The organism is Saccharopolyspora gregorii (assembly GCF_024734405.1).
In the GTDB taxonomy this organism is placed as follows: domain Bacteria; phylum Actinomycetota; class Actinomycetes; order Mycobacteriales; family Pseudonocardiaceae; genus Saccharopolyspora_C; species Saccharopolyspora_C gregorii.
The window spans coordinates 3,792,534-3,807,187 of sequence record NZ_CP059556.1; the positions used below are offsets into that span (position 1 = coordinate 3,792,534).

General features: G+C 74.5%; 14 protein-coding genes. 6 read left to right on the top strand and 8 right to left on the bottom strand.

Annotation, left to right across the window (positions count from 1 at the left end):
• Nucleotide 1: 1 nt before the first annotated feature.
• Both H1226_RS16525 and H1226_RS16530 read left to right on the top strand, forming a co-directional pair.
• Entirely contained in the window at nt 2–2,386 is a 2,385-nt protein-coding gene (locus H1226_RS16525) for an NACHT domain-containing protein (RefSeq protein WP_258341533.1), read from the top strand.
• 227 nt (nt 2,387–2,613) lie between these two features.
• Entirely contained in the window at nt 2,614–2,811 is a 198-nt protein-coding gene (locus tag H1226_RS16530; protein WP_258341534.1) for a hypothetical protein, read from the top strand.
• A 154-nt stretch (nt 2,812–2,965) separates the two neighbouring features.
• Here the strand turns inward: H1226_RS16530 and H1226_RS16535 are convergent, their stop codons facing one another.
• Nucleotides 2,966–3,838, bottom strand: coding sequence for a LysR substrate-binding domain-containing protein (locus H1226_RS16535; protein WP_258349433.1), 873 nt, complete (start codon nt 3,836–3,838; stop codon nt 2,966–2,968).
• A 160-nt stretch (nt 3,839–3,998) separates the two neighbouring features.
• Here H1226_RS16535 and H1226_RS16540 point away from each other — a divergent pair, with 160 nt between their 5' ends.
• Nucleotides 3,999–5,600: an aldehyde dehydrogenase (NADP(+)) gene (locus H1226_RS16540; protein ID WP_258341535.1), complete on the top strand. Its 1,602-nt coding sequence runs from the start codon at nt 3,999–4,001 to the stop codon at nt 5,598–5,600.
• A 153-nt stretch (nt 5,601–5,753) separates the two neighbouring features.
• Here H1226_RS16540 and H1226_RS16545 read toward each other — a convergent pair whose 3' ends face one another.
• Nucleotides 5,754–6,140 (bottom strand): DUF5997 family protein, encoded by a 387-nt coding sequence (locus H1226_RS16545; RefSeq protein ID WP_224957535.1) that lies wholly within the window; start codon nt 6,138–6,140, stop codon nt 5,754–5,756.
• Nucleotides 6,141–6,200: 60 nt separating this feature from the next.
• Between H1226_RS16545 and H1226_RS16550 the strand changes: the two genes are divergently transcribed.
• The 3 genes from H1226_RS16550 (at nt 6,201) to H1226_RS16560 (ending at nt 9,651) form a co-directional block, all read left to right on the top strand.
• Complete coding sequence (locus tag H1226_RS16550; protein WP_258341536.1) at nt 6,201–6,944, top strand: LysR family transcriptional regulator substrate-binding protein; 744 nt, start codon at nt 6,201–6,203, stop codon at nt 6,942–6,944.
• Nucleotides 6,945–7,256: 312 nt separating this feature from the next.
• The gene (locus H1226_RS16555) at nt 7,257–9,071 is read left to right on the top strand and encodes a rhamnogalacturonan lyase (RefSeq protein WP_258341537.1); all 1,815 of its coding nucleotides are present in this window, start codon (nt 7,257–7,259) and stop codon (nt 9,069–9,071) included.
• A gap of 97 nt (nt 9,072–9,168) precedes the next feature.
• Nucleotides 9,169–9,651, top strand: a complete 483-nt coding sequence (locus tag H1226_RS16560) for a nitroreductase family deazaflavin-dependent oxidoreductase (protein ID WP_224957532.1) — start codon at nt 9,169–9,171, stop codon at nt 9,649–9,651.
• A 4-nt stretch (nt 9,652–9,655) separates the two neighbouring features.
• Here the strand turns inward: H1226_RS16560 and H1226_RS16565 are convergent, their stop codons facing one another.
• The 6 genes from H1226_RS16565 to H1226_RS16590 form a co-directional block, all read right to left on the bottom strand.
• Nucleotides 9,656–10,474 (bottom strand): SAM-dependent methyltransferase, encoded by an 819-nt coding sequence (locus H1226_RS16565; protein WP_258341538.1) that lies wholly within the window; start codon nt 10,472–10,474, stop codon nt 9,656–9,658.
• Between the two features lie 220 nt (nt 10,475–10,694).
• Nucleotides 10,695–11,324 (bottom strand): Rv1733c family protein, encoded by a 630-nt coding sequence (locus H1226_RS16570; protein WP_258341539.1) that lies wholly within the window; start codon nt 11,322–11,324, stop codon nt 10,695–10,697.
• Between the two features lie 85 nt (nt 11,325–11,409).
• Complete coding sequence (locus H1226_RS16575) at nt 11,410–11,865, bottom strand: SRPBCC family protein (RefSeq protein ID WP_258341540.1); 456 nt, start codon at nt 11,863–11,865, stop codon at nt 11,410–11,412.
• Between the two features lies 1 nt (nt 11,866).
• Nucleotides 11,867–12,121 (bottom strand): acyl carrier protein, encoded by a 255-nt coding sequence (locus H1226_RS16580; RefSeq protein ID WP_258341541.1) that lies wholly within the window; start codon nt 12,119–12,121, stop codon nt 11,867–11,869.
• 24 nt (nt 12,122–12,145) lie between these two features.
• Nucleotides 12,146–13,348 carry a ketosynthase chain-length factor gene (locus tag H1226_RS16585; RefSeq protein WP_224957527.1) on the bottom strand — a complete coding sequence of 401 codons (1,203 nt, stop codon included), beginning with the start codon at nt 13,346–13,348 and terminating at the stop codon, nt 12,146–12,148.
• Nucleotides 13,345–14,607, bottom strand: a complete 1,263-nt coding sequence (locus H1226_RS16590) for a beta-ketoacyl-[acyl-carrier-protein] synthase family protein (protein ID WP_258341542.1) — start codon at nt 14,605–14,607, stop codon at nt 13,345–13,347. The genes H1226_RS16585 and H1226_RS16590 overlap by 4 nt, the downstream gene beginning before the upstream one ends.
• Between the last annotated feature and the right edge of the window lie 47 nt (nt 14,608–14,654).

Consider the following 14,654-nt stretch of genomic DNA (forward strand, 5'->3'; position numbering starts at 1 on the left):
CATGCAGAACAGGCTCGCCCGCACGGTGCGGACGGCGCTGCTCATCGGGGCGGGAATTGCCGTCACGCTGGTCCTCGTCCCCACCGCCATCAGCATCGGAACCGGCGGTTACCTGCCCGGGTTCCTCCGCCCGCTCGCCGCCGTCCTGTGGCCGCTGGTGATCGTGTTCCTGCTCTTCGGCGCCGCCCTCGCCGGGTGGGAGCGCATCACCAACACCGACAAGCCCGTCACCGCCCGGCGGCTCAACACCCCCTCCAACCGGGAGCGATCGGTGCACAGCGCCGAGCGGTACGCCCGCGAACGGCTCAACGGCTCGCTCGCCGCCCACGTGGCCGCGCTGGTCGACGGCGACGAGGTGCCCGCCACCGTCGCCCGGCCCGCCGACGTCGTCGTGCAGAACAGCGCGGGCAAGAAGGCGAGGCTGCCCGCGGGCGCCGACCTGCCCGGCACCCTCGACGAGGCGAACGGCTCGCTGCTGGTCCTCGGCGCACCCGGCTCCGGCAAGTCCACCCTGCTGCTGGAGCTCACCCGCGCGCTCGCGCTGCGCGCCGCGGGCGACCCGAAGCGGCCCATCCCGCTGATCGTCGACCTCGGCTCCTGGGCCATGTCCGGGTGGCGCTGGGACGACCGCAGGCCCGCGCCGCCCACCGACTTCGGCAAGTGGCTGCTGCGCGAGATCGAACGCCGCTACAACATCCACCCGTCGCTCGGCCGGATCTGGCTGGAGCAGCGGCGCATCGGCCTGATGCTCGACGGGCTCGACGAAGTGCCGCCCGAATACCAGGAACGCTGCGTCACCGCGATCAACAAGCTGCGGGACGAGTTCGACGTCCCCGAGATCGTCGTGTGCTGCCGCAGCACCGACCACGAAGCGCTCACCGAGCCGCTGCAGCTGAGCAACACCGTCACCATCAACCCGCTCACCCGCAAGCAGGTCGTCGAGTTCTACACCCGCATCGGGCGCCGCGTCGACGGCATCCGCAGCGCCGTGCGCACCGACCCGCAGCTGCCGGAACTGCTCGACTCGCCGCTCATGCTGAGCCTGATGGCACTGGCCCACCAGGACCGGCCGCCGTCGGAGGTCCGGCTCAGCGGGACCCCGGCCGAACGGCGGCGCCAGGTCTTCGACGCCTACCTCACCGCGGTCCCCGCCCAGCACGCCGACGAACTCGGCTACCCCGCGGAGAAGGTGCTGCGCACGCTGCGGTTCCTCGCACGGGTCTCGGCGAGCCCGTTGTGCAACGACCTCACCGCCCGGACCCGGCTGCCCAGCCTCGTCGCGTGGGCCAAGTACCTGCCCTCCAGCACCGTGGTGCACGTGTACGCGCGGGGGCTGCCCGGGGTGCTCGCCGGCGCCGTCACCGGCGTGACGCTGGCGATGGGGATGCTGCTCGGGCCCGCGGCAGCGCTCGTCACCGCGGCGCTGCTGGTGGGCTACATCGCCTTCCTCGACCACCTCTCCGGGCTGCCGTGGCTGCGGCCCGCGCAGCTGGCGCGCACCGTGCCGCAGGGCTGGACGACGGCCGCCTGCGGCTACGTGCTCGGGCTCGTCGTGAGCCTCGCGCTCGTCGGGCTCACCACGCCCGCCACGAGCTGGCTCGCCGCGCAGCCGTGGTGGATCGGCGTGCCGGTGGTGGTGCTCACCGCGTTCCTCACCATCATGAGCGCCGTCGAGGCCTGGTCGAAGATGCCCGGCAACAGCGCCGCGCTCGGCGCCGCCGGGGCCGGGGTGGTCGGGGTGACCACGATCTGGCTCGGACCGCAGGAGATGCTCACCGCGATGGGCATCGGCGTGGTCCTCGGCATCGTCGCCGGGCTGACCACCGCTGCCCGCGACGAGGTGTGGTGGCAGTTCGGCGACGACCAGTACGCGGAGTTCGACGGCAAGGGCTCGGCGTGGCTGAAGAACTCGGCGCCGGTGGCCGCCGCGGCCGGGCTGATCGGGGTGGTCCCGGTGCTGTTCACCGGGACGCTGCTGGACGAGCGCGCCTTGGACGTCGCCATCGGCGTGCTGGTCGCGGGCCTCGCCGCACCCGCCGCCTGGCACGCCGACATGTTCCCGTTCGACACCGCGAAGAACGCGGGCGCCGAGTGGCTGGCGCGGGCGATGGCGCTCAGCGAGCTGCCGGTGCGGCGGGCGCGGCTGCTGCGCGGGCTGGCCGGGTGCAGCCTGCTGTCCAACGTGGACGGTGGCTACCGGTTCACCCACGTGGCGCTGCGGGACCACCTGCTCGGTTACGAGCGGAAGCCGGGGAAGAAGAAGGACGCCGCGGCGGCCGACGACCCGGACGGGACGACCGGCTCCGAGCCCGCGACCGCCGACGCGGCTCCCGCCGACGCCGAGCCCGGGTCCGGCGCGGCGAGTTCGGAGACCGCCAAGACCTGACGGTGGCGATGCCGCCCGCCGCGCACGATCCCCGGACGGCGCGCGGCGGGTCCTTGCCACACCCGCCCGCGCCTCCCCGGCCCGGGACGATCGCGCGGCACCGGACTCGACGCACCGCCGCCGGCACCAATTCGCTACCCCGAATGGAGCAGTGATCGCGGAGGGGATACTCTCTGTGCTCGATCAGCACGTTGAGTGCCCAACCCGGAGGGATCACCTTGCCCACCTTGGCGCCACCCGCCCTCACCTACCACGTGACCTGCGACGACCTGCACGGATGGGCCGCCGTGTACCGCGACGGCGAGGCAGGCCGCGAGTTCCTCGGCTTCCAGCGGTTCGACGAAGAGGCCCTGTGCTTGCTGCGCGCGAACCCGACGGCGACCCGCGGGGACGACGGCATGCTCCGCTGCGCCATCCCCGCCTGAAGGCCGCGCACCGCGGACCCGGCGACCGGGGCGGGCGCACGATGTCAACAACGGCTGACTTGCCGGTGGCGCTTCCGCCGGCGTTCCGGTCAACGGGGGTTGACTTGCCCGCACCGCCCCGGCTCGCCCCGCGGGCTCCGCCTGGCGCGGGTCGTCAGAGGAGGGCGAGCAGGGCCCCCAGCGCCGGGTTGTCGTTGGCCCGGCGCCACGCGAGGTGCAGCTCCACCGGTTCCGGTTCCGGGAGCGCCACCGGCCGCAGCACCACCCCGTCGAAGCTCAGCAGCGTCGCCGTCGACGGCACCAGCGCGATGCCCAGCCCGGCGCGCACCAGCGCCAGCACCGTGTGCACCTGGCTCACGTGCTGGGTGTAGCGCGGCGAGACGTGCGCCTCGCGGAACACGCTCACCAGCAGCTCGTGGAAGTAGCGGGCCTCCGTCGGCGAGTACATCACCACGTCGGCGGCGTCGAAGTCCGCCGGGCTCAACCGCTCCGCAGCGGCCAGCGGATGCCCCGCGGGCAACGCCGCCAGCAGCGGCTCGGCCAGCAGCCGCCGGGAATCCAGCTCCGGGCGGGTGATCGGCGGCCGCACCAGCCCCAGGTCCAGCGCGCCCGAGGAGAGCATGTCCAGCTGCTCGCGGGTCACCAGCTCGCGCAGCACCACGTCCACGTGCGGCAGCCGCTCCCGCGCCGTCTCCAGCGCCCCGCCGAGCTTCCCGTAGGCCGAGGTCGCGGTGAACCCGACGCGCACCACGCCCGCCTCACCGCTGGGCACCCGGCGCACCGCCAGCGTCGCGTTCTCCGCCTCGTGCAGCAGCCGCCGCGCATCGCGCAGGAACGCCTGCCCCGCCGGGGTCAGCCGCACCGCGCGGCCGCTGCGGTCGAACAGCCGCACCTGCAGGTCCCGCTCCAGCAGCTGGATCTGCCTGCTCAGCGGCGGCTGGGTCATCCGCAGCCGCGCCGCCGCCCGCCCGTAGTGGAGCTCTTCGGCCACCGCGACGAACCCGGAGAGCTGGTTGAGGGTGAACATGCTCGCCTCCCGCGTGCGATGCCTTTCGAGCATCGGACGATGCTCGATCGGAGTTGGACACGCATCGGTCGGGGATCTTAGTGTCACCGCTGGCGGGATGTGCGCGCCGCCAGGCCGTGCCCCCGCTCCCGCACCGCCCGGATCGAGGAGGACCCACCGCATGACCACAGGCACCACCGCCACCGACCTCACCGGGCGGATGCTGATCGCGGGCACCCCCGTGTTCGGCGACGGCGAGCAGATCCGCGCGATCGACCCGGCCACCGGCGCCGAACTCGAACCGGCCTACGGGCACGGCGGCGACGCCGAGGTGGCGCGCGCGTGCGCGGCGGCGGACGAGGCCTTCGAGACCTACCGCGCGACCACCTTCGAGCAGCGCGCGGTGTTCCTGGAGACCATCGCCGACAACATCGAGGCCATCGGCGAAACCCTCTCCGCCCGCGCCCACGCCGAGAGCGGCCTGCCGCTGGCCCGCACCACCGGCGAACGCGGTCGCACCACCGGGCAGCTGCGGCTGTTCGCGCAGGTGGTGCGGGAGGGCAGCTTCACCGGGGCGCGCATCGACCCGGCGCAGCCGGACCGCTCCCCCGCACCGCGCGCCGACATCCGGCAGCGCAAGATCCCGCTGGGCCCGGTCGCCGTGTTCGGCGCCAGCAACTTCCCGCTGGCCTTCTCCGTCGCCGGTGGCGACACCGCCTCCGCGCTCGCCGCCGGCTGCCCCGTGGTGGTCAAGGCGCACGACGCGCACCCGGGTACCAGCGAGCTGGTGGCGCGCGCCATCAGCGACGCCGTCGCCTCCTGCGGGCTGCCCGCTGGCACCTTCTCGCTGCTGTTCGGCAGCGGCCGCAACCTCGGGATCTCGCTGGTCACCGATCCGCGCATCCAGGCCGTGGGCTTCACCGGTTCCCGCGGCGCCGGGCTCGCGCTGACCGCCGCCGCGCAGCGCAGGCCGCAGCCGATCCCGGTGTACGCGGAGATGAGCAGCATCAACCCGGTCTTCCTGCTGCCCGGGGCGCTCGCCGCGCGGGCCGCGGAGCTCGGTGGCGAGTTCGTCGGCTCGCTCACGATGGGATCCGGCCAGTTCTGCACCAACCCCGGCCTGGTCATCGCGGTCGACGGGCCGGAGCTGACCACCTTCCTGGACAGCGCGGCCGAGGCGGTCGGCGCCGCCACCCCGACCCCGATGCTCACCCCGGGCATCGCCCGCGCCTACGAGTCGGGCGTGCAGGCGCTGGCGGACCAGGGCGAGGTGACCGTGCTGGCCCGCGGCCGGGAATCCGACGCGCCGCACTCCTGCCGGGCCGCGCTGCTGGCCACCGACGCCGAGTCGTTCCTGGCCGGGGACGGGCTGGACGACGAGGTGTTCGGCTCGTCCTCGCTGGTGATCCGCTGCCGCGACGCCGCCCAGGTCCGCGAGGTCGCGGCCGGGCTGGAAGGGCAGCTCACCGCCACCGTGCACGCCACCGCCGCAGACGCCGCCGAAGCGGGCGCGCTGCTGCCCACCTTGGAGCGCACGGCGGGCCGGATCCTGTTCAACGGCTGGCCCACCGGCGTCGAGGTCGGCCACGCGATGGTCCACGGTGGACCGTTCCCGTCCACTTCGGACTCGCGGACGACCTCGGTCGGCACGCTGGCCATCGACCGGTTCCTGCGCCCGGTGGCCTACCAGGACCTGCCCGCGGAGCTGCTGCCGAGCGTCCTCGCCGACGGCAATCCCGAGGGGATCTGGCGCCGGGTGGACGGCGAACTCGGCAAGCACTGACCCCGAGCACCGCAGCGCCCGGCCCCGCCACGAGCGGAGCCGGGCGCTGTTCACGTCGCGGACCGGGGGATCACGACGGGTGCGGACGTGCGGCGCGCCCCGGGACCACGACCGTCCCGCGCGGCTCCGCCGCCCGCCCCGCCACGGGAGCGATCAGGAGCCGGAGTCCTCGCGGGACTTGTTCTTGATGCGGGCGGCCTCCTTGCGGACCTCGGCCTGGGTGGCGCGCTCGTGCTGCAGCCAGTCGGGGTTCTCCGCCTTGAGCGCCTCGATCTGCTCGGTGGTGAGCGCCTCGGTGATGCCACCGCGGGCGAGGCCGCTGTTGGACACGCCGAGCCGGGCGGCGACCACCGGGCGCGGGTGCGGGCCGTTGCGGCGCAGCTCGCGCAGCCACTCCGGCGGGTCGGTCTGCAGGGCGTTGAGCTCGTCGCGCGAGACCACGCCCTCCTGGAACTCCGCGGGGGTGGCTTCGAGGTACACGTTCAGCTTCTTCGCCGCGGTCGCGGGCTTCATCGTCTGGGGGGTCTTGTGCGACGTCATGGGCCCAGGGTATCGACCCGGCCCCGCGGTACCTGCGGTGACGCCCGGTAGCCTGGCCTGGTGGCAGGCTCGGTCGGATCGTCGTCGTTCACCCTCGCGTACGTGCCGGGGGTGACCCCCGGCAAGTGGGTGCGGATCTGGAACGAGCGGGTTCCGTCGGTGCCGCTGCACCTGGTCGCCACCCCGGCCGCCGCCGCGGCCGACCTGGCGCGCGGCGGTGAGGTCGACGCGGCGCTGCTGCGGCTGCCGACCGACCGCGACGGGCTGCACGCGATCCCGCTCTACACCGAGACGACCGTGGTCGTGGTGCCGAAGGACCACGTGATCACCGCGGCCGACGAGGTGGGGCCCGCCGACCTCGCCGACGAGATCGTGCAGCACCCGCTGGACGACACCCTCGGTTGGGAACGGCCGCCGGGCCGGCCCGCCTTCGAGCGGCCCGCGAACACCGGTCTCGCCGTCGAGCTCGTCGCCGCGGGCGTCGGCCTGCTCGTCGTCCCGCAGTCGCTGGCCCGGCTGCACCACCGCAAGGACCTCACCTACCGGACGCTCACCGACGTCCCGCAGTCGCGGGTCGCGCTGTCGTGGCCGGAGGAGGAGACCACCGACCTGGTGGAGGAGTTCATCGGGATCGTGCGCGGCCGCACGGTGAACAGCACCCGCGGGCGCCAGGAGCGGACGCCGAAGCAGCCGGCCGCCAAGAAGCAGCCCGCGGCGAAGAAGCAGCCCGCCCCGAAGCCCGGCCGCGGCAAGGGCGGCCCGCGCCCCGGCGGCGGGCGCGGCAGGCCGCGCCGCCGGTCCTGACCCCGGCGGCCGATCGCGCAGCGCAGCGACGGCCCCACCACGCCCGGAGCACCGCCGACTCCCCCTGACGGCGGGTCGCCGGAACCCCCGACAGGTCCCGTGCCGCCGCCGGACGGCCGGACCACCGGCACCGTCGATCGGTCCTTGCGGAGCCGAGCCGCCCGCCCCTAACGTTCGGGAAAGCGCTTTCCTGCGCCACGTCCGGAAGCGCCGGACCAGCTCGTCCGACCGGGGTGCGACGAAGCACCCTCGACCAGATCGGAACCGTCCACAATGCACTCATCGCGAACGAGATCTCCCCGCCGCGCACTGGTGACCGCGCTCGCCGCCGCCGTGCTGCCGATCGGCTCCGCCGCACCCGCCACCGGATCCTCCGCCGAACCGGCGCGGGCCGGGACCGCGCCCGCCGAGGCCCGCGCCGCCGAACCCGGCCGCGCCGCGATCAGCGTGCGCTCCGGCGACGACAACTTCGTGTCCTGGCGGCTGTTCGGCACCGACCCGGCGGGCACCACCTTCGACGTGTACCGCGACGGCACCAGGATCACGCCGGAACCGCTGACCGGGACCGGGTTCCTCGACCGCGGGGCGCCCGCCGACGCCCGCTACGAGATCACCCCGCACGGGCAGCGGGCCGCGGTGAGCACCGCGCGCGCCTTCGCCGCCGACCACCTCGACATCCCGCTGGACGTGCCGGACGGCGGCACCACCCCGGCCGGCGAGGACTACACCTACAGCGCCAACGACGTCGGCGTCGGGGACCTCGACGGCGACGGCGAGTACGAGTACGTCGTCAAGTGGGACCCGTCCAACGCCAAGGACAACTCGCAGGCCGGGTACACCGGCTCGCCGCTCCTGGACGCCTACCGGCTCGACGGGACCCGGCTGTGGCGCATCGACCTCGGGCGCAACATCCGCGCGGGCGCGCACTACACCCAGTTCCAGGTGTACGACTACGACGGGGACGGTGCCGCCGAAGTCGCGGTGAAGACCGCCGACGGCACCGTGGACGGCACCGGCACCGCGCTCGGCGACGCGGACGCCGACCACCGCAACGGCGACGGGTACGTGCTGGACGGCCCCGAATTCCTCACCGTGTTCGACGGCACCACCGGCGCCGAGCGGCACACCGCGGACTACGTCCCGGGGCGCGGCGACCCGGCCGACTGGGGCGACTCCTACGGCAACCGGTGCGACCGCTTCCTCGCCGCCACCGCCGAGATCGACGGACGGCCCGTGCTCATCGAGGCGCGCGGCTACTACACCCGTTCGGTGATCACCGCGTGGACCTTCGACGGCGAACTGACTCCACTGTGGACGTTCGACAGCGATGAGGCGGGCGAGGAGTACGCCGGGCAGGGCAACCACAACCTGTCCATCGCCGACGTCGACGACGACGGGAACGACGAGGTCGTCTACGGCGCGATGGCGATCGACGACGACGGGAACCCGTTGTGGAACACCGGGTTCGGCCACGGCGACGCGCTGCACGTCGGCGACTTCGACCCGGACCGGCCCGGCCTGGAGGTGTACAAGGTCGACGAGAACTCCGACCAGCCCGCGTCCTGGCTCGCCGACGCCGCCACCGGCGAAGTGCTCTGGCAGACCGACCCCGCCGGCGACAACGGGCGCGGCGTCGCGGGCGACATCTGGGACGGCAACCCCGGCGCCGAGTTCTGGTCCGCCGCCGACGACCGGCTGCGCGACGCCGCGGGCGAGGACGTCGGGCCCCGGCCCGGATCGATGAACTTCCTGGTGTGGTGGGACGGCGACACCAGCCGCGAACTTCTCGACGACACCCACGTCGACAAGTACACCGGCGACGGCACCGAACGCGTCCAGGACTTCGACGGCGTCGCCTCCAACAACGGCACCAAGGCCACCCCCGCGCTGTCGGCGGACCTGATGGGCGACTGGCGGGAGGAGGTCGTGTTCCGCACCGAGGACAGCAGCGCGCTGCGGATCTTCAGCACCACCGAACCCACCGAGCTCAGCCTGCCCGGGCTGATGGAGGACCGGCAGTACCGGCTCGCCGTCGCCTGGCAGAACACCGCCTACAACCAGCCCCCGCACCCCAGCTACTCCCTGGCGGACGCGGCGGCGCGGCGCACCGGAGACCCGCTGCCCTGATCCCGGCGCGGGGTGGTCGCGCCCGCGATCACCCCGCACCCGCCGGATCCGTCCGCCCGGTGCGACACTGCTCGGACCGGACGAATCGAGGCCGACCATGCCGGAACCCGCCACCACCGCGCTCGGCCGGGCCGGAGCCCGGCTGCTGCGCTCCCGGGCGCTGATGCGCGCCCCCGTCCTGCTGTACCGGGCCCGGCTCGGCGTCCTGCTCGGGCCGCGGCTGCTCCTGCTGGAGCACGTGGGCCGCAACTCCGGGATCGCCCGGCGGGTCGTGCTGGAGGTGATCGCGCACCCCGGACCGGGCGTCCACGTCGTCGCCTCCGGGTTCGGCGCCCGCGCGCAGTGGTACCGCAACGTGGTGGCGAACCCGCGGGTCCGCGTGTCCACCGGCCGCCACCGCGACCGGCCCGCCACCGCGCGGCTGCTCACCACCGCCGAGGCCGACGCCGTGCTCGCCGACTACGCGCGGCGGCACCCGCGGGCGTGGGCGAAGTTCAAGGACGTCCTGCACGGCACCCTCGGCGAGGAGGTCACCGAGCGGGACACCCCGCTGCCGATGTTCGAACTCCGGCAGCGCTGACCGGTCACGGCTTGCGGGCGATGGCGCCGTACATGGCGATGTCGGCCTCGTCCAGCGACAGGTGCTCGTCGTCGTCCGGGCGCCACCGGTGCATCTGCACCAGGCCCGGCTCGACCAGCTCCAGCCCGTCGAAGAACCGCGCCGCCTGCGCCTCGCTGCGCAGCCGCATGGTCTCGCCGTGCTCGTGGTAGACGTCGGCGACCCGGGCCAGCGCCTCGGGGGCGAAGTCGTCGGTGCCGATCGTCGCGGCCAGGTAGCTGCCGGCGGGCAGCGCGTCGACGATCCGGCGCGACACCGCCAGCGCCTCGTCGTCGTCCTCGATGAAGTGCACGATCCCGATCAGCATCAGCCCGATCGGCCGGTCCAGGTCCAGCGTCTCCCGCAGTTCCGGTGCCGCCAGCAGGGATTCGACCTGCCGCATATCCGACTCGACGTAGGCGGTGCGGCCCGCCGACGCGCTCGACATCAGCGCGCGGGCGTGCGCGAGCACGATCGGGTCGTTGTCGGTGTAGACGACCCGCGAATCCGGGGCGACCTCCTGCACGACCTCGTGCAGGTTCGGCTGGGTGGGGATGCCGGTGCCGATGTCGAGGAACTGGCGGATGCCGCACTCCCGGGCCAGGAAGCGACCCGCGCGGTGCATGAAGGTGCGGTTGGCCCGCATGTGCACCCGCAGCGCGGGCCACACCTCCAGGGTGGCTTCGGCGGCGGCCCGGTCGACGGCGTAGTTGTCCTTGCCGCCGAGGATGTAGTCGTAGATCCGGGCGCCGTGGGCGCGGTCGGTGCGCAGATCCACCTCCGCGCTCCGGTGCTCCTCCGCCATCGTGCCTCCCGCCTGCGTCCGGGGTTCCGTCCCTGCGGCGCCGCCCCGACGTGCTCCCGGGCGACCCCGGATCGCTGGTCGAGCGGCATCCGCCGCGCGATCAGCATCGCACGACCACCCGCGCGCGGAGATCCCCGGGAGGCGGCCGACCGGGCCGCGACAGCGGACGGTGAGCACGGTACCGCGAGCGGTGACGGAGCTTCCGCGGGCGGCCACGACCTCACCCGGCGCCCGCCGGTCCGCGGCGGTCCCAGCGGGGGCGCACCACCTCCCACTCCCGCCCCCACGCCCGGTGGGCGCGGGCGTCGGCGACGCGGCGCACGAGGACCAGCGCCACCCCGCAGCACACCACCGAGCCGAACACGAGCAGCACGCCGACGCTGATCGCGGACGCCAACGCGCGGTCCGCGCCCAGCGGTGGCGCCACGACCGCGCCCCGGTCGTCCACCCACACCTCGATCTCGTCTCCCACCGCCACCGCGGCCGAGGAGATCTCCACCCACCCGCCGTGCGGCCGCCCGGCCGCGTCCCGCCAGGTCACCGGGGCGTGGAACAGCACCCGCTGGGTCTGCGGCGAACCGCCGCCGAGGATCGTCATCCGCGCCGGTTCGACGAGCCGGGCGGTCACCGGGGTGCGTTCCGCGTGCTGCGCGGCGGACCGCTCACCGAGCCGCTGGTGCATGCCGCTGCCGACGGCGGCCGCCACCGGGACGGAGGCCAGCGCCAACCCGACCAGCAGCGCCATGACCGCGGCGGTCCAGCGGTCCAGGTTCCGGCGCAGCGGATTCCGCTTGGGCCGCAACGCCTGCGCCGCCCAGCGCAGCGCTCCGAGCACCGCACCCGTCCCCATCGCCTGCTCCCGCTCGCGCGTTCCGCCGACAGCACCAGGATCGACACGGTGCCCGCCCGCTCCCAGGGCCCTTCGGCCCCGGCGCTCAGCTCGACGCGTTCGCGTCCCGTTCGAGCACCGCCTTGATGTGGTTCATGTTGTTCCTGGTGGCCGCGTTGAGCCGCGCGGCCATCGCGGCGTCGTCGAAGGGCGCCTCGGGCTTCACGGTGAACTCCTGCACCCAGCGCAGCACGGTGCCCGATTCGGTCTCCCGGTACGTCCAGTACAACTCCATGTACTGGAACGGCCCGGTCTCCAGGCGCCGGGCGCGCACGCTGCGCTCGGCGACGTCGAGGACCCGCCGGGACACCCAGCTCCACACCTTGCCGTCGGCGTCCGGGTGGGTGGTGAGCCGGAAGTCGATGGTGTCGCCGTCGCGGCGCAGCACCTCGGAGCGGGCGTATTCGGCGAACAGGGTCGGCCAGGACTCCACGTCGTTGGTCCTGTCCCACACCAGCGGCAGCGGAGCCCGCACGGTCACGGAGTTGTCGGTCCGGGCCATCTCAACGCACCTCTTCCGTCGTCGCGTTCACGATCCGCAGCAGGTCGGCGGGCGTGCCGAGCTCGACGACGGCGTCGTCGGGCAGCACGATGCCGTGGGTGCGGCGCAGCACGGCCGCCACCTCCAACAGCGCCAGCGAGTCGTAGCCGAGCTCGTCGAACCGGCGGTCCAGGACGTCGCCGTCCAGGTCGGCGAGTTCGGTGTCGCCCGCGGCGGCGCGGATCGCGCTCACCAGCTGGGTCCGGGTCAGTCGCACGGGTCTCCTCCTCGTCCTCACGGCTCATGCGGTCACCACCAGCGCCGAGTTGAAGCCGCCGGGTTCCCTGGCCAGCACCAGCACCGCGCGCAGCGGCAGTCCCCGCGGTTCGTCCAGCACCAGGTCCAGCTCGTCCGGGGCGCGGCGGGTGCCGATCGTGGGCGGCAGCACCCCGTCGCGCAGGGACAGCAGGGCGGCGACCACGTCCAGCGGTCCGCCGCCGGAGTCGAGGCGCCCGGTCATGCTCTTCGGCGCGGTCACCGGGACCCCGCGCGGACCGAACACCTCGCGGAGCGCGTCGACTTCGGCCCGATCGCGGTCCGGGGTGCCCGCGGCGTCGGCGAACACCGCGTCGATCGCGCCGACCGGGAGGTCCGCGTCGCGCAACGCCGCCCGGACGGCGCGGGCCAGGCCGGGCTCGCGCGTCGAACCGGGCGGCGGGTCGAAGGTGGCGGCGTGCCCGGCGATCCGGCCGTGCACGCGCGGCGCCCCGCGCCGGGCCGCGGCCACGGCGTCCTCCAGGACCAGCAGCGCGCCGCCTTCGCCGGGGACCGCGCCGCTCGCCCGCTCGTCGAACGGCAGGTACGCCCAGCGCGGGTCGGGTTCGGTGCTCATCGTGCCGGTCGTGGCGCAGGCGACGAGCCCCCACGGGCACACCGAGGCCTCGAACCCGCCGGTGAGCACCAGGGTGGTGGTACCGCGGCGCAACATCCGCGCGGCCTCCGCGATCGCGTCCAACCCGCCCGCCTGCCCGGCGACCAGCACCGAACCGGTGCCGCGCAGGCCGTGCCGGATGGAGATCTGGCCGGTGTTCACCGCGTAGAACCAGGCGAAGGACTGGTAGGCGCTGACCCGGTCCGGGCCCTGCCCCCACAGCTTCTCCAGCTCCCGCTGGCCGAACTCGAACCCGCCGGCCGCGGCGGCGGTGAGCACTCCGAACTCGCCGTCGACGTCCGGCGGCACCTCCGCGTCGGCCACCGCCCAGTCGGCGGCGGCCAGCGCGTACCGCGTCATCCGGTCGGTCTGGGTGAGCAGCCGCGGCGGCAGGTGGCGGCCCGCGTCGAAATCGGGCACCTCGCCCGCGACCCGGACCGGGTAGGACGTGGCGTCGAACCCGCTGATCGGGTAGATGCCGCTGCGGCCGCTCAGGGTGGCGTCCCAGTAGTCGTCGACGCCGACGCCGTTCGGAGCGATCGCGGCCATCCCCGTCACCCACACCTCCGTCATCGGTCCCCCCGGGTGAGGACGGCGGCGCTCTGGAACCCGCCGAAGCCGCTGCCGACGCTGAGCACCACGTCCAGGTCCGCTTCCCGCGGCTCGCCCGGCACGTAGTCCAGGTCGCACTCCGGGTCCGGTTCGGCGTAGTTCGCGGTCGGCGGGACCACCCCGTGCCGCATCGCGAGGACGCAGGCGGCGAGCTCCACGGAGCCGATCGCGCCCAGCGAGTGCCCGACCTTGGACTTGATGGAGCTGATCGGGATCCGGTGCGCGGCGGCGCCGAGGCTGCGCTTGATCGCGGCGGTCTCGTGCCGGTCGTTCTGCTTCGTCCCGGAGCCGTGCGCGTTCAGGTAGTCCACCCGGTCCCGGCCCGAGACGCGCAGCGCGGCGGTGATCGCCCAGGACAGCTCGCGGCCCTCCGGGTGCAGCCCGGTCATGTGGAAGGCGTTGCAGCGCCCGGCGAATCCGGCGAACTCGGCGTGCACCCGGGCGCCGCGGCGCAGCGCGGCGGCGCGTTCCTCCAGCACGAACACCGCCGCCCCCTCCCCCAGCACGAAGCCGTCGCGGCGCCGGTCGAACGGGCGGGACGCGTGTGCCGGGTCGGCGTTGTTCGGCGAGGTGGCGCGGATCGCGTCGAAGCAGGCGACCGTGATCGGCGAGATCGGTGCGTCCGCGGCGCCGGCGAGCACGACGTCGGCGCGCCCGTCGCGGATCAGCTCGGCGCCGTGGCCGACCGCGTCGAGCCCGGACGTGCAGCCGGTGGAGATCACCGCGACGGGTCCTTCCGCCGCGACCTCCCGGGCGACGTCGCGGGCGAGGGCCGCGGGCACCTGGTGGTCGCGGGAGCGCGGCGAGGCCAGGGCGTGGTCGACGAGCCAGGTGGACCCGCCGCGGGAGATCCGCCGGTAGTCGCGGTCCAGGCTGATCGTGGAGCCGACGGCGCTGCCGATGCTCACCGCGGTGCGGGTCGGGTCCCGCCGCGCGAGGTCCAGCCCGCAGTCCCGGACCGCGTCGCGCGCGCAGGCGAGCGCGAGCAGCACCACCCGGTCCCGCTCGGCGACCTCGCGGGCGGTGAAACCCTCCGCCACCGGGTCGAAGTCGACTTCGGCGGCGATCCGGGAGCGGAACGGAGCCGGGTCGAAGGCGGTGATGGTGCGGGTGGCGGTGCGCTCGGAGGTGAGCAGGTCCCACAACCCGGCAGCGCCGTGCCCGCCGGGCGCCCGCACGCCCATGCCGGTGAGCACCACCCGCCTGTCACCGGTGCTCATCCGCGCCGCCCGCCCCAGGGAGACCGCGTCATCGGCGGGCGAGGGCT

Coding starts and splice junctions, on each gene's coding strand:
- H1226_RS16565 (WP_258341538.1), bottom strand. CDS start 10,474: ATGGCGGAGGAGCACCGGAGCGCGGAGGTGGATCTGCGCACCGACCGC.
- H1226_RS16545 (WP_224957535.1), bottom strand. CDS start 6,140: ATGACGTCGCACAAGACCCCCCAGACGATGAAGCCCGCGACCGCGGCG.
- H1226_RS16535 (WP_258349433.1), bottom strand. CDS start 3,838: ATGTTCACCCTCAACCAGCTCTCCGGGTTCGTCGCGGTGGCCGAAGAG.
- H1226_RS16525 (WP_258341533.1), top strand. CDS start 2: ATGCAGAACAGGCTCGCCCGCACGGTGCGGACGGCGCTGCTCATCGGG.
- H1226_RS16540 (WP_258341535.1), top strand. CDS start 3,999: ATGACCACAGGCACCACCGCCACCGACCTCACCGGGCGGATGCTGATC.
- H1226_RS16585 (WP_224957527.1), bottom strand. CDS start 13,348: ATGACGGAGGTGTGGGTGACGGGGATGGCCGCGATCGCTCCGAACGGC.
- H1226_RS16560 (WP_224957532.1), top strand. CDS start 9,169: ATGCCGGAACCCGCCACCACCGCGCTCGGCCGGGCCGGAGCCCGGCTG.
- H1226_RS16590 (WP_258341542.1), bottom strand. CDS start 14,607: ATGAGCACCGGTGACAGGCGGGTGGTGCTCACCGGCATGGGCGTGCGG.
- H1226_RS16570 (WP_258341539.1), bottom strand. CDS start 11,324: ATGGGGACGGGTGCGGTGCTCGGAGCGCTGCGCTGGGCGGCGCAGGCG.
- H1226_RS16575 (WP_258341540.1), bottom strand. CDS start 11,865: ATGGCCCGGACCGACAACTCCGTGACCGTGCGGGCTCCGCTGCCGCTG.